This window comes from Methylosinus trichosporium OB3b, assembly GCF_002752655.1.
Lineage (GTDB): Bacteria > Pseudomonadota > Alphaproteobacteria > Rhizobiales > Beijerinckiaceae > Methylosinus > Methylosinus trichosporium.
This window is the reverse complement of sequence record NZ_CP023737.1, coordinates 3548143-3567451: the sequence shown is the minus strand read 5'-3', so window position 1 is coordinate 3567451 and position 19309 is coordinate 3548143. Positions and strand designations below refer to the sequence as shown.

Here is a 19309-nt window from a genome sequence, read left to right as displayed (position 1 = left end):
GTCGGACCGCGAGCCTTCAGGCTCGCACCCCATAATAGTCCTCGACGAGGCGCGGATATGACCGTGACGTGTAAGGCCCCCGCTTTTTCCAGAGCGCGTCCACCGGCAGCGCCAAAATCGCGTCATTGAGCGCCGCGGGCGTCTCGGCGAGCGCGAGATCGAGAATCTGCCCCTGGTCCAGCTCGCGCAGCCGCTCCGCCGGCGCGCCGATGTCGAAGACGACCGGCGGAACCCCGGCCGCGAGCGCCAGCGACAGCGTGTAGCAGAAGGTCTCCGGCCAGATGGAGGGGAAGAAGGCGAAGTGCGGGCGCCATTGCTCGACGAGAGCGAGGCCGGCGTCCTCGCTCGGATAATGGCCTGTCTCGACGACGCCTTCATCCTCGAGCTCCGACTTCAGCACCGAGGAGCCGATGATGCGATAGCGCAGCGGCAGATCGCGGCGCCGCGCGTCGAGCGCCAGCGCATGCAGCAGCCGCGCGCCCTTGTGCAAAGTGATCGCGCCGATCACCGCGATGCGCAGCGGCGCGTCGATCGGCGGCTCCGGCTCGCGCAGCGCCGGCGGCGCGTAAACATGCGGACGCAGCTCCGTCCGCACATTCGGATAGGCATGAGCGAGCCGTGCGGCGGCGTCGCGCGAGGGCGCGAATATGCTCTTCGCTTTTTCATAAAAGGCGCCGTAACGCGCTTCCCGCTCGGCCGGATCGACGATCGGCGCATGTTCCTTGTCGGCGGCGACGCAGGCGCGGCAAATGTCGATGCGGCGCTCGGCGCAATAATCGCCCTGCGGCGTCACCAGATGATGGCGATGGCAGAGCGCGGTGTAATCATGCAGCGTGCAAAAATAGCCCGGCGCGGCGCGCTCGATGATCGACATGAGGCTCAGAGTCGACGGCCAGTCCAATCCGACGAAGGAATGGACATGAATAATCTCCGGCCGCGCCCAGGCGAAAAAATCCTCGATCGTGCGCGCATGGCGCGCGATCGACAATGCGGCGAGCGAGGGCGCATAGATCGACGCGCCGCGCGTCTCGATCGTGATGTCATCGCCGCGGCTGGCGCCGAGCTTCATCAGCAGCACGTCGAAGCCTTCGTCGTCGAGGCGCTTCGCGAGATCGTCGACATGGGTGGCGACGCCGCCGCGAATGGCGTGAGTGACCATCACCGCGACGCGGCGGCGAAGGCTCTTCGCCAGCCGATAGAGATCGAGCCGGATGCGCGCCTCCAGCGCCGGATCGGCGCGGATATAGAGCGCGACGCGCATCGGATAATCGGGATGCTTGTCGGCGAGCGCGCGCTGATTGGCGGCGCGCTCGGTCTTGGCGCGCTCGGCGAAGGACACCTGCCCCGCATGATAGACGAAGACGTCATGCGCGATCACATTGACATGGCCGGCCTCGGCGGCGCGCCGGCAGAAATCGCATTCCTCGCCATAGCCATGGCCGAAGGCCTCGGCGTCGAAGCCGCCGATGGCGTCGATGACGGCGCCGCGCATATACATGCAGAAGCCGACGCCGGTCGGCGCGACGCTGCGCGCGCCGACGTTGCAGGCCTTGGCGAAATCGTCGAGCTCGGCGGGCGACGCTTCGAGCGCCAGCATATTGTCGCGATTGGAGACCGGATAGCTGCAGATGGTGGCGTTGTTCGAGAAGGGTGTGATGGTCGCGATGCGCGCGTCGCTGCGCGCATGGGCGAGCAGACGGTCGATCCAGTCGCCATGGACGATGGCGTCGGAGTTGAGAATGACGACATCGCGCGATCCGCGCCGCTCCAGCGCCTTGTTGACGCTGCGCACGAAGCCGAGATTTTCCTCGTTCTCGAGATAGTCGAAGAGGCCGCGTGAAGAAAGATCGCGCAGCGCATCGGTCAGCGCCGGCTCGGGACTGCGATCATTGACGACGACGAGATTGAACGGCGTCTGCTGCGCATGGGCGAGCACGGCGTGAAGGCTCGCCAGCGTCTCGTCATAGCCGCGATAGACGGGCACGATCACATCGACCTCGGCGTTCGCGACCTGTCTCGCGGGACGGACGCCGTTCCACTCCTGCGCGGCCGGCGCCGTCGGCTTCGGCCAGGCCAGCGCGCCGACGGGGTTGGGCTTGCGCCCTTCGCCGCGCCCGCGCGTGATATAATGATGGAACGGATTTTCGCCCGCGGCGCGCACGTCGGGATTGCTCGAGAGATAATAGGACGTCCAGAACACGGCGCTCGGATCGCGCCCCTCGCGCCAGCCGCGCTCGATGTAATGCGCGAGCGGGTCGAGCTTCTGCGCCGCCACATCGGGATTGGCGCGCAGATAGAAACCCGCATCGAACTCCGGCGCGAGCGCCGCGGCGATATTTGCGCGGGCGGGCGCCACGCGCGGCGCCTGCGCGGCCATCGAGCGCGTCGCGACGTGATGATAGAGCGGGCTGACCTTGGCGGCGCGCGCATGGCTGTTGGCGTCGAGATAGTTATTGGTCGAGAAATCGGCGGATGGATCGAAGCCGAGGCGCCATCCGCTGCGCAGATAATGATCGAGCGCATCGCAATCGAGGGCGCCGCCGAGATATTTCAGCCGATAGAAGTCTTCGTCGAAATGGCCGGCGACGACGCGCTTCTGCAGCTCGATCAGCTCCTCTTCCGTTTCCGGAAACACGCGCAGCGGCTGCGCGTGCTTATTGGCGAGATAATGCAGCAGCGGATTCTCGCGCCGTCCGCAGCTCGGGTTCTCGTCGCGATAATAGAGCGTGTGAAAGCTCCAGGACGGATTGCGTCCTTCGCGCCAGCCGTGCCTCAGAAAATGGGCGAGAGGATCGATTCCGGCGGCGGCGACGTCCGGATAGGCCGCGGCGTAATACTCCGCGTCGAAATGCGGGAGGCCGCGGCCGAGCCGCACGCCGATCATGATCGCCAGTCGTCGCAGCATCCGCTCTCGTTCGCTTTCGCCTGAGGAGCACGTTTTCCGATTCTCGGTTCCGAGAAGAGCGAGCCTCAAGGCTCGCGGTCCAAGGGGCCGCGCTCGGACCGCGAGTCTTCAGACTCGCTCTTCGCGAAACACGTCGAATTCATGTGACGCAGAGCCACCTAGGAAATTCCCGGCTCATTGTAAAGCTGGCGGCCGGCCGCCTTTGAACTCGGCCCGACAACGAGTAAGCTCGCGCGAGCCGATAAATCGCAAGCGAAAGGCGCGGTCGTGGCGGAAGCAAAGCAATTCGATGTGGTGGTGATCGGCTCGGGCCTCGGCGGCCTGACCGCGGGGGCGCTGCTCGCCAAGCAAGGCTATGGCGTCTGCCTGATCGAGCGCAATTTCAGCCTCGGCGGCGCCGCCTCGGTCTATAAGGTCGGCTCGCTGACGGTCGAGGCCTCGCTGCATCAGACTTCCGACCCGCGCGATCCGCGCGACGTCAAGCACCGCATCCTGGACGAGCTCGGCATTCTGAACGAGATCGAATGGATTCCGACCGGGCCGCTCTACACGGTGAGCGGCGGGCCGCTGGACGAGCCCTTCACTCTGCCGGTCGGCTTCGCCGCGGCCAAGGACGCGCTGTCGGCGCGCTTTCCCGCCAAGGCCAAGGCGATCCATTCCTTTCTCGACCGCATCGATCAGATCCAGGATTCCTTGTGGAATCTCTCCGCCGCGCGCGAGGAGCGCTCCATCGCCAGACTGGCGAAGGGACTAGCGGAGATCGCGCCGGTCGCCGCCGACTGGCGCGCCTCGCTCTCCGATGTGCTCGCGCGCGAGTTCGGCGAGGAGGAGGGGCTGAAGGCCGCGCTCGCCGCCAATCTCTTCTATTATGGCGATGATCCGAAGCGCATGTGGTTCGTCTTCTATGCGCTGGCGCAGGGCGGCTATATCGGCTCGGGCGGCGCCTATATCAAAGGAGGCTCGCGGCAGCTGAGCCTCAAGCTCGCCAAGACGATCACCAAGGCCGGCGGCGTGGTGAAGCTCGGCCGCAATGCGAGCGCCATCGAGCTCGACGGCGAGGGCCGCCCCGTCGCCGTCCGCCATGTGGCGCGCAAATCCGGCGAGGACGAGGAGCGCGTCACCGCGCGCGCGGTGCTCGCCAATTGCGGGCCGAATGTCGCCGCCGATCTGCTGCCGGAGGCGGCGCGCGCGGCGATGGGCGAGGCCTTCGGGACGCGGGCGCTGTCGACCTCGCTGTTCTGCGCGCATTACGGCCTCTCCGCCAAGCCGCAGACCATCGGCCTCGCCGATTATTCGAGCATCGTGCTGCCGGCGGAGATGCGCCGCTTCGACGATTACGGCGCCGGCGCGAGCCTGCTCGCCGATGCGCCGAAGGGTCCGCTGCCGGCCTATGGAATCGCCAATTTCAGCGCCATCGATTCGGGGCTGTGGGAGGAGACGCCGATCCTGCTCAGCGTGCTCGGGCTCGATCGGATGGACAATTGGCGGGGGCTCTCGCGCGACGACGCGCGGGCGCGGCGCGAGCAATGGCTCGACGCGCTGCAGGCGCGGCTCGAGCGCGATTATCCGGGCTTCTCGGGCCTCGTGCAGGAGCGCACGCTGCTCAATGCGCAATCCATGGCGGGCTATCTCAACACGCCGGACGGCGCGGTCTATGGCTTCGCCTCGCTGCCGCCGACCGAGTCGATCCTCTCGGGCTTTCCGCGCACCCCGCGCACGCCGGTGCCGGGGCTCTATCTGTCTTCGGCCTTCGGCGGCGAGCATGGCTTCAATGGCGCCATGCTGTCGGGGGCGGAAGCGGCGAAGCTGGCGGGAGCCGAGCTGGCGGGCGGGTGACACGTTTCGCGAGCTCGCCCAGGCCCCTCACCTCACCTCGCCCCGCTCGCGGGGAGAGGTGAGGTGAGGTGAGGGGCCCGGGAAAGAGGCGTCACGCCCCTTCGAGGCGCGACGACCAGTCCTCGACCTTGCGGCGCAGGAGACGGCGGGACGCGAGCTCGCGCCAGGGCGCGGCGAGCTGCGGCAGCTGCGTCATCTGTTCCAGCGCATCGAAATCCAGCATGCGGCGGTAGAGCAGCTCGTTGAGGCGCAGCACCGGCCAGTCGGGCAGCGGCCGCTCGATCAGCTCGAGCCGGTCGCCGGGCTGCACGGCCCCCTCGCCGAGCACGCGATAATACCAGCCGGTGCGGCCGCTGTCCTGCACCCGGCGCGCCATATCCTTGCGCTGAAAGCGCTCGTTGAGCTTCCAGCAGGGCTGGCGCCCCTGGCTCACCTGCAGGCGCGCCGCGCCGAGCGCGAACACGTCGCCGACACAGACATCCTGCTCTGTGATCCCGAAAGTGGAGATATTCTCGCCGAAGGCGGGGGCTTCGGCCAGCGCCGCGGCGAGCGCCGGCTCCTCGCCGAACCAGCGCGCATAATGATCGCGCGGATAATGATGCAGCGCCTTCTCCTCGCCGCCGTGATTGACGAGATCTCCCTGGCGGTCGCCGTCGAGTCCGGTGCGCGTGATGCGCCAAGGCGGCGGCGCGACGCTCTTGCCGATGCCGCTCGGCGCAGCGCGCGGCCCGAGCGGGAACAGCGAATGCGCGGCGAACATCGTCTCGATCGAAACGGAAACCATTTTGCCCTCGAAAAGGCCTCGCGCGGGGCCGGCCCGGCGAGGCGAGTTCGCTTCAAGTGACAGCGCAGGAGCAATAGCGCGTTTATTTCAGCGCGGCGAGATCCGCGCCGAAATTGATGTGATAGGCGCGCCCGTCGATGACGAAGGCGGGCACCGATTTCACCCCGGCCGCCTCGGCCTCGCGCAGGCGCGACTTGTCCTCGCCGAGATGAACGATCTCGACGTCGAACGCATCCTTGTCGAGAGCCTGCGCGAAGGCGGTCTCCGCATCCGCGCAGACGGGGCAGCCGGCGTGATAGAAGGTCGCTTTCCGAGCCATTGCCTCAGTCCTCCAGTTTTGGGCCCGCCGCGGCGGGCCGGTTTGTCCCGGGGACGCCGCCCCGGGAAGCTTCGCGCGCGCTCAGCCGGGGAGCAGCGCGCAGAAACAGCGCCCAGGCGGCGTCGCGCTGCGCCGGCGGCGCCTCCTCCTGCTCGGGGCAGTCGAGCCGCAGATGGCGTCCGCCGAAAGCCGCGTCGACCAGGGCGCAATGATGCGGCAGCTCCGCATCCTCATGCACGAACGGACGAAAATGCCGGCAGCCGACGCAGAGCCGCTGCGGCGCGATCGCCTCGGCCTCCTGCAGCGCGCGAATGGTCTTGATGACGAGGCGGAGCAATTGCTCCTGCTCGCTCGCCAGCAGCGTCGCCAGCGCGCGCTCGATCGCCGAATCCTCGGTCTGCGCGGCGAGGGACGCCGCGCGGCCGGCGGCGGTGGCGCGCAGGCGGACGGCGCGCGCATCCTCGGGGTCGGGCGATTTGGCGATCAGCCCCTTGCGCGCCAGCGCGGCGACCGAATCGGTGGCGGTCGGCTGCGACACGGCGAGATGATCGGCGACGGCGCGCAGCCGTGCGCCCTGGTCGCCGCGCGCGACGAGGAAGGTCAGAGCGTCGAGCTGGGTGGGCGTGAGCGCGGCGCCCTCGGCGGCGCCCCAGCGCTCGGCCCGCAGCACCGCGCCGATGCGGTCCAGCCCTTCGCGGAGACGACGAGGAAGAGGAGTGGAAAGGGCGTCGAAGGGCGTCATGGAAAAAAGATAGGACTCCTATTTATAATGGTCAAGCGAAAAGGGCGTCCCCGAAGGGACGCCCTGGACTCGCGGATGCGCGCAGCGATCAGCGCGAATAGAACTCGATGACCAGATTGGGCTCCATCTGCACCGGATAGGGCACCTCGTTCGGCAGCGGAACGCGGTTCAGCTTCGCGGTCATCTTATTGTGATCGACCTCATAATAGTCGGGCACGTCGCGCTCGCCGAGAGCCACCGATTCGAGCACGGTGATCGCCTGCTTGGAGCTCTCCTTCACCTCGACCACATCGTCGAGCTTGACGAGATAGGAGGGGATGTTCACCCGGCGGCCGTTCACCCTGATGTGGCCGTGGTTGATGAACTGGCGGGCGGCGAAGACGGTCGGCACGAATTTGGCGCGATAGACCACGGCGTCGAGGCGGCGCTCGAGCAGGCCGATCAGATTGTCTCCCGAGTCGCCCTTGAGGCGGATGGCCTCCGCATAATATTTGCGGAACTGCTTCTCGGAGATGTTGCCGTAATAGCCCTTGAGCTTCTGCTTGGCTTTCAGCTGCGTGCCGAAGTCCGAGAGCTTGCCCTTGCGGCGCTGGCCGTGCTGGCCGGGGCCATATTCGCGGCGGTTCACCGGGCTCTTCGGGCGGCCCCAGATGTTCTGACCGAGTCGGCGGTCGAGCTTGTACTTTGATTCAGCGCGTTTCGTCACTTGCTGCGTCCTGTTCTCGCGCCCTCGCACGGGAAAAGCACGCCGCTCCCGCCCTTCGAGGGCGAGCTGCGCCGAACCACGTTCCCGCGCCGAGGGACATTTCCTCAGCGTCGAAAGAACGCGCCCTCCTCTGCCGGATGATCCGGCCGACAGGCCCTCCTCGGACGAAGATCACGAGGACGGCCACGGGTGCGCGCCGGCGGAAGCTCTCGCCTCGACCGGACGCTGGGTTGCTAAGCGCCCGAGCGGCGGAAGTCAAGGCGGCCTCCGCATACGCGAATTTGCCTGTCGAAAGCGCACATCTTCGGCGGCGCCTTCGCCGCGACGCGCGCGGACGTGTCGGATTTGCGACGGACCGCGCTCCGCGCCGAATATGCAAATAATGGAAACAACGAGAGTTTCTCTGGACGGGGCGGCAAAGGGCCCGCCCCGCCCCCTCCGGCTCGGTTGTTGCACCTCCCGATTGCCGGGACCCGTTGGAGCTGTGTGATGAATCCGAGATTTGGCTATCTGTGCCTGTTCGACAATCCCACCCTCGAGGACGGCCGCGCCTTGACGCGCCAGCTCATTCTGGTGCGCGAGGCCGAGCGCATGCGCTTCGACGACATCTGGGTCGGCGAGCAGCATTTCGACGATCGCTGGCCGAGCGGCGCCACTTCGGTGATGCTCGGCTACGCCGCCGGCGTCACCATGCGCGCGCGCGTCGGCTCCGCCGCTTATCTGCCGGCGCTGCGCGATCCGATCCAGCTCGCCGAGGATGTCGCCAGCATCGATCTGCTCACCAAGGGCCGCTTCAATTTCGGCGTCGCCAGCGGCGCCGCCTTCGGGGACGACGCCAAGCGTTTCGGCGTCGAGCCGGCCGACCTCGCCGAGCGCGGGCTCGAGGCGCTGGAGCTGGTGCAGCGCCTGCTGAAGGAAACGGACGTCACGCATAAGGGCAAGTTCTTCGACGTCGACAAATTGACTCTCGCGCCGCGGCCGGAGCAGCCGATCCCCACCTGGATCGCCACCACCACCGACAGCACGATTCGGCTCGCCGCGCGCAAGGGCTATGGCCTCATGGCCTCGGCCACCTGCACCGAGGAGCGGCTGCGCCAGATGCTGGCGATCTATCGCGAGGAGGCGCCGGAGGGCGATCCGCGCCTGGTGCTGGCGCGCTTCGGCTTCGCGACCTCCGGCCGCGACGAGGCGATCTCGATCGCCACGCCCTATCTCGAGGCGTTCTGCGAGCAGATGAAGCGGCGCGACCGCGCCGGGAGCGGCGAGCTCGACCCGCAGGCGCTGCTGTCGATGTCGCTCGTCGGCGACTATAAGGAGGTCGCGGCGCATGTGAACCGGCTGAACGAGGAGCTCGGCGTGCATGGAATCGCCGTCATTCCGACCTCGGCGCAATTCGACACGGTGAAGCGCTGCCTCGCCGCCTTCGTCGACGAGATCCGTCTGCGCCTTCCTGTGGACTGAATGGACGGATTGTCGCGTTTCGCGCTTTGCTCGTGTTATATCCGCGACAATATAGCTGGCGCCTGCCGGCGCGGCGCCGCACGCTTTGGTCAGACCCCTGTTTTCGAAGGGTGTTTTCCGATTTTCGCGCTGGCGCAGGGCTTGCTTTCCTTCTTTGCGGATCAGGAGGAATTCATGCGCGCGCCGGAAGACCCGGACGCCCAGCCGCGACGCAAGCGTCCGCTGGTCGTCATTTTGGGGACGAATGAGATCGCTTCGGCGGTCGCCGTCCATATGCATCGCATCGGCTGGGCCGTCGTGCTGAGCCATGATTCCTTCCCTCCGGTCATCCGGCGGCAGATGGCCTTCCATGACACTCTCTATGGCGAGAGGATCACGCTCGACGGAGTGACCAGCGAACGCGCCGAGACGGCGTTGGAGCTGCTCGCCATTCTCGACTATTCGGCCCATATCGCGGTCACGCCGCTGCAATTCCACGATCTCGTCGCGCTGCGTGCGCCCGACGCGCTGGTCGATGCGCGGATGCAGAAATATCGCGCCACGCCCGATCTGCGCCATCTCGCCGGGCTCGCCGTCGGCCTCGGCCCGAATTTCGCCGTCGGGCGCAATTGCGACATCGCCATCGAGACCAAGCCCTCCGAAGCCGGGCGCATCGTCCATAGCGGCGAGACAGAGGCGGCGGATCATGTTCCGCTGGTGCTCGGCGGCGTCGGCGAGGAGCGTTTCGTCTATTCCGCCCGTCCGGGCCTGTGGCACACGGCGATCGACATCGGCCAGCGCGTGTTCAAGGACTTCGTCGTCGGCCATCTCGGCGGCGAGCCGATCACCGCGCCGCTCGACGGCGTGCTGCGCGGAGTCGTCCGCGACGGCGCCCAAATCCCCTGCGGCGTGAAAGTTCTGGAGATCGATCCGCGTGGCCGCACGGCGCGCTGGACCGGCATCGACGAGCGCTCGGCGCTGGTCGCCAGCGCCGTCTCCCGCGCCATACGCGTGAAGCTGGCCGAGCGCGCCGCCGCCCTGTCGCCCGGATCTTTCGTGGCGCAGTGAATATGGCGTTGTCGCAAATGTGACAGGGCCGTCGCATTTCTGCTATGTTGAGCGCTATATTGCTGGTCGCGGAGCGGGAGATGCGGATGACGCGGGCGGAGCATGAGCCCTCGCAGATGTCGGCCTTGCAGGTCGGAGTGGTGCTGCGGCTGCCCAATGGCGGTTCGCTAGGGCCGCAGGACCTCGAGCTGATCGACGCGGTGCGCAAGGAGCGCTCGATTATCGGGGCGAGCCGCGCGCTCGGCCTCTCCTATCGCAAATGCTGGCTGTCGGTCGACGCGCTCAACCGCACCTTCGAGAGCCCGGTCGTCGCCACTTTTCCCGGCCGCCGCGAGGGCGGCGCAGAGATCACGCCCTTCGGCGAGCGGCTGGCGAGCATTTATCGCTCGATCGAGCGCCATGCGGCGCATTCGGCCAAGCGCACGCTGGACGAGGTCATCGCCTCCCTGAACTGGTCCTTTCAGAAGACGGCCAGCGACGCGGATAAGGAGCCGAATCAGGATCGAGCGTCCGGCCGCTGATCGCCACGGCCTTGATCATCGCCCAAGCGCGCAGCCCCTCGATCAACGCGAGGCGCTCGACCGATTCGCGCGTGATGATCGCCTGCAGCTCCGCCCCGCCGAGCGACAAAGTGGCGACGACGAAAGGCGGCGCGAGGAGCTGAAGCGAGACGATCTCGCCGGGCAGACGGTTGAGGATGGTCACATCCATCGGCCGCGACAAAGCGATCGAGACGTCGCTGGCGTCGATCTCCGCTTCCACCACCGTGTCGACCGCGGCGTCCACCAGCGGCACGCGCAGCTCGCCGCCCGCAAACAGCAGCGTCGACAGCCCCAGCACATCGTCGTGCCGCAGCAGGCGCGCCGGAAAAACCGTCACGAAACGATGGGTTCGGGCGAGAAGAGGCGATCTCTGGTCCAGCATGCCGCGGACAAAGCGAGAAATGCGCCACTCACATTTTCGTGCAGAACGGCTCGGATCGCCTCGCATCAGAGCCGATTCGACGGGAAAGAGCGAGCCTGAAGGCTCGCGGTCCAGGGGCAGGGCTTGGACCGCGAACCTTCAGGCTCGCTCTTTCACACTGTCAAATCGATTGAATCACGCCGATCGACGGCGTCCGGACGCCGTGGCGCGGCGTCCGGGATCTCGCAAATCGTCCGATCAGCTCGGATTGCGGATCTTCAGCGCCTCGAGCTGCGCGCGGCTGACGCGGAAGTCGCCGCGGCCGCCCATGCGCGGCGAATAGCGATCGGGAATGCGCTTGCAGAGGAAATTGTACCATTCCTGCGGGGTGAAGTGGGAGGGGCACTCGTCGATCATCCAAATGGTGGCGTCGGTGCGGAAACGCACGTGAATGATGAAGCCGTCGGCGACCTCGGAAGCGACGCCGGCCTGGGGACCCGGAGCCTCGGACACGGGCGCCGCGACGCCGACGGGAGCCACATTGCCGACCTCGGTCGTTTCCGTCGAAGAAACATTCGCTTGCACATCAACCTCCATCTTCGCCGCCACAGCGGCGCTCTCCCACTTCATCGGCGCTTTGCCGCCGGTTGCTCCGGCATGACGGCTCCGAACGCGCCTTTATATAAGAGCCGTATAAATTGGTATATTGCAAGCCTTCCAGAGAAGCGTTCTATTTCTGCGGCAAAAGGTCACTGGCGCCATAATATGCGACTGTCATACGTCGCACGCGAAGGAACGGCTGCTCGAGGCCGGAATCTTGCTTGTCGTCACGCGACTGCAACAGACGACGGTTCGAGCCATGTCCGACCGACATTCCTGCGTGCTGATCCTGGGGATCGGAGAAACCGCCTCGGCGATCGCGCGCGAACTATTCCTCGCCGATCATATTGTCGCCCTTCACCAGGCCGCGCCGCCGCCGGATCTGCGTCGCAAGATGACCTTCTCAGACGCCTGGTTCGACGGCTCGAGCGTGCTCGAGGGGGTCGAGGCGCGCCGCGCCGACCTCGTCGCCGAATTCATGCTGGGCCTGCGCAGCCGCATGTTCGTTCCGGTGCTGACGCATCCGCTGCAGCAGATTCTCGAGCGCTGGCCCTGGGAGGTCGTCGTCGACGCCGAAATGGCGCCGCGCCGGGAGCCTTTCGGCGTGCGCAATCTCGCCGGCCTCACTATCGGCGTCTCGCCCGGCTCCGTCGCCGGCGAGAGCTGCGACCTCGTGGTCGACGCCCATGGCAAGGACCCGGGCGCGATCCGCAGGCCGGGCGAGGGTCCAGGCCCCGCCGCAGAGCCCGAGCCGGGCGAGAGCGAGCCGGCGCGCGCGCCGGTCTCGGGGATTTTTTCGATGATCAAGGACATCGGCAATGTCGTCGAGGCCGGCGAGGCCTTCGGCATGATCGACGGAACGCCGGCGCTCGCGCCATACGCCGGGCGCATCCGCGGCATCATCAAGCATGGGCGCGCCGTCGCCGCCGGCACGCCGCTCGCCGACATCGCCGCCTCCACCGCCGCGCAGGTCGCCGGCATGACGCCGCGCAATCGGCTGATCGCGCGCGGCGTCGCCTTCGCCATCGAGATGCAGGCGGAGGGCTGGACGCCCTTCTCCTGGGACGCCTTGAACGAGGGCGGAAGCGGCTTCACCAGCTGAACTTCGCTGGGCGCGCTCTCCTTTCCGCGCTGGACTATCGGCCCCTAGGTCGTTAGACGGAGGGCGTCCCCCCGGAGCGATTTCATGGCGCTGACGCGCATTTGCCTGGCGCGCCACGGCGAGACCAATTGGAATCTCGAGCGGCGCGTCCAGGGACAGCTGAACATCCCACTCAACGTCAAAGGCCTCGCCCAGGCGGAGGCTTTGGCGCAAGAGCTCGCGGACGAACGCTTCGACCACGTCTACAGCAGCGATCTGAAGCGCGCGCTGCAGACGGCGACGCCGATCGCGACGCGGCTCGGCCTGCCGATCACCACCAGCGCCGCGCTGCGCGAGAAGCATGACGGCGAATGGCAGGGCCTCGTCTCCGACGAGGTCGAGCGGCTCTATCCGCGCCAATATGCGATGCATCGGCGGCGGCGGCCGCATTTCACCATTCTCGGCGGCGGCGAGAGCCATGTGCAATTCGCCACGCGCGTGCGCGCCGAGCTCGACGCGATCGCCGAGCGCCATGCCGGCGGATCAGTGCTGGTGATCGCCCATGCCGGCGTGCTGGACATCGCTTATCGCATCGCCGCCGGCGTCGGCCTCTCGGTGAAGCGCGAAGCGCCGGTGCTGAACGCCGCGCCCTGCTGGTTCACGCAGGAGAACGGCGTCTGGCGGCTGACGCATTGGGCCGTGGAGCGCGGCCGCCCTCCCCTGACGCTTCCCTATGCGGGCAAGCTGCGCCGACGCGAGGCGGCGCGCGTGCTGCTGCTCAACTCCGCCGGCGAAGCGCTGCTGCTGCGCTATTCGTCGCGACTCGCGCCGCATCTGATCCAGCGCGGCCATGCGCATTTCTGGGGCGCGGTGGGCGGCGCGCTGGAGCCGGGCGAGACCTTCGACCGCGCCGCGCGGCGTGAACTGTTCGAGGAGACGGGGCTCGAGGGCGTCGAGCTCGGGCCGGTGGTCGCCGCCCGCGAATTTCCCATGCAGCTCGGCGAGGACTGGCTGCTCGCGAGCGAGCGCTTCTATGCGGTGCGGGTCGGCGACGGCTTCACGCTCGACACGCGCAATTTCACCGAGATCGAGCGGCGCGACGTGCTCGGCTGGAAATGGTGGAGCGCGCAGGAGATCGCCGCCTCGCAGGAGCTGATCTTTCCCGAGGCGCTGGACTGGCTGCTGGAAACGCTGCGCGACACGTGACGCGGCTTTCGCCTTGGGGAATCGGGTGAAGATAAAACCCTGACCCTGCGGCTTTCGCTCCGTATCGGTTTTTGAAAGAGAATTCGGTAATTCATGACGGATCGTCTCACCCTTTATTGCTTCGCCTGTGCGGGCTCGAGCGCGGCGCCCTTCTATCGCTGGCGTCGGCTCGTCCCGTCCTGGCTGCGCATAGAGCCGGTCGAGCGGCCCGGCCGCGGCGTGCGCCTGCGCGAGCCGCATTTGCGCGGATTCGAGGAGACGGCGCGGCTGCTCACGGGCGAGATCGCCGCCGGGCTCGCGCCGAATTACGCGCTGTTCGGCCATAGTCTCGGAGCGCTGCTCGCCTTCGGCTGCGCGCGCGAGCTACGGCGCCGGGGCGCTCCGCCGCCAAGAGCGCTGGCGCTCGCCGCCGCCGCAGCGCCCTCCCGACGCAAGGACGCGCGCTTCGCCGCGCTGCGCTCGGACGAAGACGTGATCGCGACGCTGCGCCGGCTCGGCGGCACCCCCGAAGAAGTGTTCGCCGACCCCGAGCTGTCGCGCATGGCGCTCGACGCCGCCGCCGCAGATTTCACGGTCGTCGACGATTTCCGCCATGCCGCCAAGGAAGAGCCTTTCGATTTTCCCGTCCTCGTCTTCGGCGGACGCGCGGACGATGTCGGGGAGGAAGCGCTGCGCGCCTGGAGCGAGGAGACAAAGGGGCCGTTCAGCTGTGAGCTGATGGACGGCGGACATTTCTTCCTGCGCGAGCGCGAGGAGGAGTTCGTCGCGATGCTCGTGGCGCGGCTTACGGCGGCTCTGGCCTGGCCGCGGTTCGGCGCCGATCGATGAGGCCCGCCTCTGCGAACCGACCATACGCGCCGGAGCAAATTGGAAACCGGATCTTCGTGGCCGCCTGCTGCGCTGCTGGGACAATCTCACATGTTCTTATTTCGCACGACGCCTTGTTTCGTCGTTTTGCAGCGCTCACGAACGTCTATATCGTCACATACTTCATTATGTTTATGACAGTTGGCTTTGCCTCTGCAAGCTCGAAGAATTTATCGACTATGGCGTCACTTATTCTCGCTAGTTGGTTTTGCAGCGCAGCTTCATATCTAATTTCAGTGCTTTGTTTTGGACCTTACAGTCACCATGTTCACGCGACAGATCTGTTGTTCGTGTCAATTTTTTTTCCATTCCTCGCAGCAGGAGGTTGGATCCCCGGCATCATTGCCGTCTGTCTGTTCGCGTCGAGAGCTGTGTGCCGGGCGCTCTAAATCCGCGCGGCCGACACTCCTTGTCTTGTCCCTCACAACCCCGGCGCGTACCCCATCGCCTGATTGAGCCGCGACACGGCGGCGCCGGCGTTGACCATGGCGCTCGCATGCATGCGCTGGGCGTCGAGCTGAATCTGGCGCAGGCGATAGAGATCGAGCGCGCTGATCTCGCCGAGGCTGAAGGATTTGCGCGACAATTCGAACTGATCATTGGCGACCTTCAGCCGCTCGGTCGCGAGCTTGGCCGCGCGCTGGGCCGCCGCCAGCGTCGCGCGCGCCGCGGCGATATCGCCGAGCACGACGCGCTTGGCGCGCTCATATTCGGCGGTGGCGCGGCGCATCTCCGCCTGCGCCTCGGCGATGCGCGGCTCGTTGCGTCCGGGCGTCGGCAACGGCACGCGCACGCGCACGCCGACAGTGGTCGAATCGGTGCGCTGATTGGAGAGCTGCTGCGTCGGGTCGGTCGAATATTGGTTGTTGTATTCATAGCGGCCGAAGACGCCGATGTCGGGACTCTCGATCGGCGTCGCATGAATGAGCCGCAGCTCCGCCTCGGCGCGCACCAGCGCCGCGCGCGGCGCGCGCAGCGCCGGATGATTTTCGATATCGGCCGGCGGGCGAATGGGCTCCAGCGCGCCGTCCGGCGGCGCGCCGCCGGTCAGGACCATATAGTCGACCCGCGCGGCCTTCTCCTGGCCCTCCATTTCGGCGAGCTCGGTCTCGGCGGCGAGCGTCTCGTTCTGCGCGAGCAGCGCGTCGCCCTGGGCGGCGTCGCCGAGCTCGACGCGCCGCTTCATGTCGCGGCCGAGATCGCGCGCCGTCGCCACGCGGCTGCGCGCGACCGCGACATCGCGCGCGGCGCGCTGGGCGTTCCACCAGGCGTCGCGCAGCAGGCGCGCGACCTCGAGCCGGCGCCGCGCGAGATCTTGCTCGACCTCGTGCAAGCCGGTCGTCACCGTCGCGGCGAAAGCGTCGCGCTGGCCGGGCAGCCACAGCGGCATGCCGGCCTCGACCTCCGTCTCATTGAAGTCGCGCAGATTGCCGCGGACGTTGCGACGCTGCAGTCCGCCGAGATAGGGCGAGCCGGGCGTGATCGAATCCGCAGTGGCGAAGCGGGCCGAAATGGCGCGATGGCGCGCGTCGAGCGTCATGCTCGGCGCATCGATGTCGACCGCGATGTCGAGATGGCGCGCCAGCACGTAGGTTTGGCGCGGCGCCGCCGGCTTGCGCTGCTTGGCGGCGAGCGCGGGCGACGCCACGAGGAGCGCGGCGAGGAGGACGAGCGCACGCGAGACGACGCGGACTGGCGGTCGAACATGCGTCATCGGCGGGCGATCCGCCATTTGGCGAGACGCGAATCGGGCCTCGCCGCCTCGCTCTCGGCCGGCGGCGCGGCGCGGCGCGGCAGGCGGAAGCGATCATAGAGGATCGGCAGCAGCACCAGCGTGAGCGCGGTGGCGGTGATGAGCCCGCCGATCACGACGATGGCGAGCGGGCGCTGAATCTCGGCGCCCGGGCCGCTGGCGAAGAGGAAGGGCATGAGGCCGAAAGCGGCGATGGTCGCGGTGAGGATGACCGGCCGCATGCGGCGTCTCGCGCCTTCGCGCACCGCCTCATGCACCGGCCGGCCCTCGGCGACGAGCTTGTTGATATAGGAGATCAGCACCACGCCATTGAGCACGGCGATGCCGATCAGCGCGATGAAGCCGACGGAGGCCGGCACCGACAGGAACTCGCCCGAGAGCCACAGGCCGATGACGCCGCCGATCGCCGCGAAGGGCACGTTGCAGAAGACCAGCGCCGCCTGTGCGATCGAGTTGAAGGTCAGATAGAGGAGCAGGAAGATCAGCGCCAGCGCCAGAGGCACGACGAGGGCGAGCCGCGCCGAGGCGCGTTGCTGATTCTCGAATTGGCCGCCCCAGACGAATTGATAGCCGACCGGCGCCTTCACCTCCTTGGCGACGGCGGCCTTGGCCTCGTCGACGAAGCCGACGAGATCGCGGCCCGAGACATTGGCGAGAATGGTGGCGAAGCGCCGGCCCTCCTCGCGGATCACCTGAATGGGTCCGTCCTCGATGCGGATGTCGGCGAGCTGCGACAGCTCGACCACCTTGCCCTCGGGCGAGACGACCGGCAGGCGCGCGAAATCCACAGGCGAGCGGCGCGACACCTGATCGCCGCGCAGCACCAGGGGCGTGCGGATCGGCCCTTCCAGCACCAGACCGACCTGGCGTCCGTCCACCCACACGCGCAGCCCATCCTGGATTTCGCTGACATTGAGGCCGAAACGGCCGGCGGCCAAGCGGTCGATCTTGGCGCTCAGATAGCGCATGCCGTCGTTCTTGAGCGCGAACACGTCCTCGGAGCCGGGGATTTTCTTCAGCGTCGCCGCCACCTCGCGGGCGAGGCGGTTCAGCTCGTCGAGATCGTCGCCGAACACTTTCACCACCACATCGCCGCGCGCGCCGATGATCATCTCCTGCACGCGCATGTCGATCGGCTGCGAGAAGGAATAGGAGATGCCGGGAATGGATTCGAGCACCTGCCGCATCTCGCCGATCAGCCAGTCCATGCCCTTGCCGCGCCAGTCCTTCTGCGGCGCGAGCGTCAGGAACATGTCGGTCTCGTTGAGGCCGACCGGATCGATGCCGAGCTCGTCGGCGCCGGCGCGGCCCATCACGCCCTTGATCTCCGGCACGCGCGCCATCAGCGCGCGCTCGATGCGCATGTCGGTCTCGGCGGCGACATCGACGCTGACGGTCGGGTGCATGCGCACGGTGATGACCGGCGTGCCTTCGTCCATCACCGGCATGAAGGTCTGGCCGATATTGTTGGAGGCGAGCAGCGCCACAGCGAGACCGGCGGTGACGATTCCGCCGACGGCGAGCGGCCGGCGCAGCGCCCGCTCCAGCAGCGGATTGTAGAAATTCGACAAGCGCCGAACGAGCGGCGGCTCGTCGGTCTCGCCGGCGCGCAGCAGCGACGCGCTCAGCGCCGGCACCACGGTCAGAGACAGGAACAGCGCCGAGGCGAGCGCAAAGGCGATGGTGAGCGCCACCGGCGCGAACAAGCGCCCTTCGAGCCCCTCGAGCGAGAGCAGCGGCAGGAACACGGTGATGATGATGATCGCGCCGGAGATCAGCGGCGCCGCCACCTCGCGCGTCGATTCGAAGGTGAGGCGCACGCGCTCGCCGATGTTCGCCTCCTTCACCGAGGTCAGCCGATGCTCGACATTCTCGACGACGACCACCGCGCAATCGACCAATATGCCGATGGCGATGGCGAGGCCGCCGAGCGACATGATATTGGCCGAGAGGCCCCATTGCCGCATGATCGCGAAAGTGGCGAGCGCGGCCAGCGGGAGAATCAGGGAGACGACCAGCGCCGCGCGCAGATTGCCGAGGAACAGGAACAGCAGGATGACGACGAGGACGATCGCCTCGATCAGCACTTTCTGCACGGTCCAGACGGCTTTGCCGATCAGCTCGCTACGGTCGTAGAAGATGTCGAGATGGACGCCCGGCGGCAGGCTCGGCTTCAGTTCGTCGAGCCGCGCCTTGACGCCCGCGACGACCATGCTGGCGTCGGCGCCGCGCAGGCCGAGCACGAGCGCCCACACCGCCTCCGCCTCGCCATTGCGGGTCGAGACGCCGTTGCGCGCGAGCGAGCCGTTGCGCACCTCGGCGACGTCGCCGATGCGCACGACCCCGGTCGGCTTGGCGGCGACCACCACGGAACGAATGTCGTCGAGCGAGCGCAGGCGGCCCTCGGCGCGCACCAGCAGCGCCTCCTCGCCGTCGCGCACGCGGCCGGCGCCGTCGTTGCGGTTGTTCTCGGAGAGCGCTGTCTTCAGCATCGAGACGGTGATGCCGCGCGCCGCCATCGCCGGCGGCGAGGGCGCGACCTCGAAGGTGCGCACGAAACCGCCGAGCACATTGACATCTGCGACGCCGGGGAGGCTGCGCAGCGCCGGGCGGATGGTCCAGTCGACGAGGCTGCGCTGCTCGGTGGGCGTCAGCCCGCCGCCGACGATGGTGAACATCAGCATCTCGCCGAGCGGCGTGACAATGGGCGCGAGGCCGCCCGAGGCGCCGTCGGGGAGCTGGTCGGCGACCGAGGCGAGACGCTCGTTGACCTGAGCGCGCGCCCAATAAATGTCGGTCCCTTCGGTGAACTCGAAGGTCAGCAGCGCGACCGAATAGCGCGTCATCGAGCGCATGCGCACGAGATTGGGCACGCCGCGCACGGCGATCTCGATCGGCGCGGTGACGCGGTTCTCGAGCTCCTCGGGCGTCAGGCCCGGCGCGCGCATGGAGACCAGCACCTGCACCGGCGCGACGTCGGGGAAGGCGTCGATCGGCAGCTTGGAATAGGCGTGCGCGCCCCAGACGGCGAGCCCCAGCGCCCCGAGAAACACGAGGAGCCTCTGCGCGAGCGCCATTCTGATGAGTTGATCGAGCATT

At 67.4% G+C, this 19309-nt stretch carries 16 protein-coding genes; 7 read left to right on the top strand and 9 right to left on the bottom strand.

Annotation, left to right across the window (positions count from 1 at the left end):
* Nucleotides 1-16: 16 nt before the first annotated feature.
* Nucleotides 17-2905 (bottom strand): glycosyltransferase, encoded by a 2889-nt coding sequence (locus tag CQW49_RS17010; RefSeq protein WP_003608538.1) that lies wholly within the window; start codon nucleotides 2903-2905, stop codon nucleotides 17-19.
* Between the two features lie 267 nt (nucleotides 2906-3172).
* On the opposite strand from CQW49_RS17010, the gene CQW49_RS17005 reads away from it, so the two are divergent.
* Entirely contained in the window at nucleotides 3173-4741 is a 1569-nt protein-coding gene (locus tag CQW49_RS17005; RefSeq protein ID WP_003608541.1) for a phytoene desaturase family protein, read from the top strand.
* 91 nt (nucleotides 4742-4832) lie between these two features.
* On the opposite strand, the gene CQW49_RS17000 is transcribed toward CQW49_RS17005, so the two are convergent.
* The 4 genes from CQW49_RS17000 to rpsD form a co-directional block, all read right to left on the bottom strand.
* Nucleotides 4833-5525, bottom strand: coding sequence for an MOSC domain-containing protein (locus CQW49_RS17000; protein ID WP_003608543.1), 693 nt, complete (start codon nucleotides 5523-5525; stop codon nucleotides 4833-4835).
* An 82-nt stretch (nucleotides 5526-5607) separates the two neighbouring features.
* Nucleotides 5608-5844 (bottom strand): thioredoxin family protein, encoded by a 237-nt coding sequence (locus tag CQW49_RS16995; RefSeq protein ID WP_003608544.1) that lies wholly within the window; start codon nucleotides 5842-5844, stop codon nucleotides 5608-5610.
* 4 nt (nucleotides 5845-5848) lie between these two features.
* Nucleotides 5849-6586 (bottom strand): MarR family winged helix-turn-helix transcriptional regulator, encoded by a 738-nt coding sequence (locus CQW49_RS16990; protein WP_003608546.1) that lies wholly within the window; start codon nucleotides 6584-6586, stop codon nucleotides 5849-5851.
* Between the two features lie 88 nt (nucleotides 6587-6674).
* On the bottom strand, nucleotides 6675-7292 hold the full coding sequence (rpsD, locus tag CQW49_RS16985) for a 30S ribosomal protein S4 (RefSeq protein ID WP_003608549.1): 618 nt from the start codon (nucleotides 7290-7292) through the stop codon (nucleotides 6675-6677).
* Between the two features lie 489 nt (nucleotides 7293-7781).
* On the opposite strand from rpsD, the gene CQW49_RS16980 reads away from it, so the two are divergent.
* The 3 genes from CQW49_RS16980 to CQW49_RS16970 all read left to right on the top strand — a co-directional run bounded on the left by CQW49_RS16980 (nucleotide 7782) and on the right by CQW49_RS16970 (nucleotide 10321).
* The gene (locus CQW49_RS16980) at nucleotides 7782-8753 is read left to right on the top strand and encodes an LLM class flavin-dependent oxidoreductase (protein WP_003608551.1); all 972 of its coding nucleotides are present in this window, start codon (nucleotides 7782-7784) and stop codon (nucleotides 8751-8753) included.
* A 174-nt stretch (nucleotides 8754-8927) separates the two neighbouring features.
* Nucleotides 8928-9800, top strand: a complete 873-nt coding sequence (locus CQW49_RS16975) for a hypothetical protein (RefSeq protein ID WP_003608554.1) — start codon at nucleotides 8928-8930, stop codon at nucleotides 9798-9800.
* A gap of 80 nt (nucleotides 9801-9880) precedes the next feature.
* A complete protein-coding gene (locus CQW49_RS16970) occupies nucleotides 9881-10321 on the top strand; it encodes a winged helix-turn-helix domain-containing protein (RefSeq protein WP_003608556.1) in 441 nt (146 codons plus the stop codon).
* Here CQW49_RS16970 and CQW49_RS16965 read toward each other — a convergent pair.
* Nucleotides 10236-10724: a TOBE domain-containing protein gene (locus CQW49_RS16965; protein ID WP_003608558.1), complete on the bottom strand. Its 489-nt coding sequence runs from the start codon at nucleotides 10722-10724 to the stop codon at nucleotides 10236-10238. The two genes, CQW49_RS16970 and CQW49_RS16965, sit on opposite strands and share 86 nt — an antisense overlap.
* 237 nt (nucleotides 10725-10961) lie before the next feature.
* Complete coding sequence (locus tag CQW49_RS16960; protein ID WP_003608560.1) at nucleotides 10962-11333, bottom strand: hypothetical protein; 372 nt, start codon at nucleotides 11331-11333, stop codon at nucleotides 10962-10964.
* A gap of 229 nt (nucleotides 11334-11562) precedes the next feature.
* Here CQW49_RS16960 and CQW49_RS16955 point away from each other — a divergent pair, with 229 nt between their 5' ends.
* The 3 genes from CQW49_RS16955 (at nucleotide 11563) to CQW49_RS16945 (ending at nucleotide 14418) form a co-directional block, all read left to right on the top strand.
* Nucleotides 11563-12405, top strand: a complete 843-nt coding sequence (locus CQW49_RS16955) for a hypothetical protein (RefSeq protein WP_024749562.1) — start codon at nucleotides 11563-11565, stop codon at nucleotides 12403-12405.
* 84 nt (nucleotides 12406-12489) lie between these two features.
* Nucleotides 12490-13590 carry a histidine phosphatase family protein gene (locus tag CQW49_RS16950; RefSeq protein ID WP_003608564.1) on the top strand — a complete coding sequence of 367 codons (1101 nt, stop codon included), beginning with the start codon at nucleotides 12490-12492 and terminating at the stop codon, nucleotides 13588-13590.
* Nucleotides 13591-13683: 93 nt separating this feature from the next.
* Entirely contained in the window at nucleotides 13684-14418 is a 735-nt protein-coding gene (locus CQW49_RS16945) for a thioesterase II family protein (protein ID WP_003608566.1), read from the top strand.
* A 460-nt stretch (nucleotides 14419-14878) separates the two neighbouring features.
* Here CQW49_RS16945 and CQW49_RS16940 read toward each other — a convergent pair whose 3' ends face one another.
* Entirely contained in the window at nucleotides 14879-16171 is a 1293-nt protein-coding gene (locus CQW49_RS16940) for a TolC family protein (RefSeq protein WP_003608568.1), read from the bottom strand.
* Complete coding sequence (locus CQW49_RS16935; RefSeq protein WP_003608569.1) at nucleotides 16168-19308, bottom strand: efflux RND transporter permease subunit; 3141 nt, start codon at nucleotides 19306-19308, stop codon at nucleotides 16168-16170. Before CQW49_RS16935 ends, CQW49_RS16940 begins: the two co-directional genes overlap by 4 nt.
* Between the last annotated feature and the right edge of the window lies 1 nt (nucleotide 19309).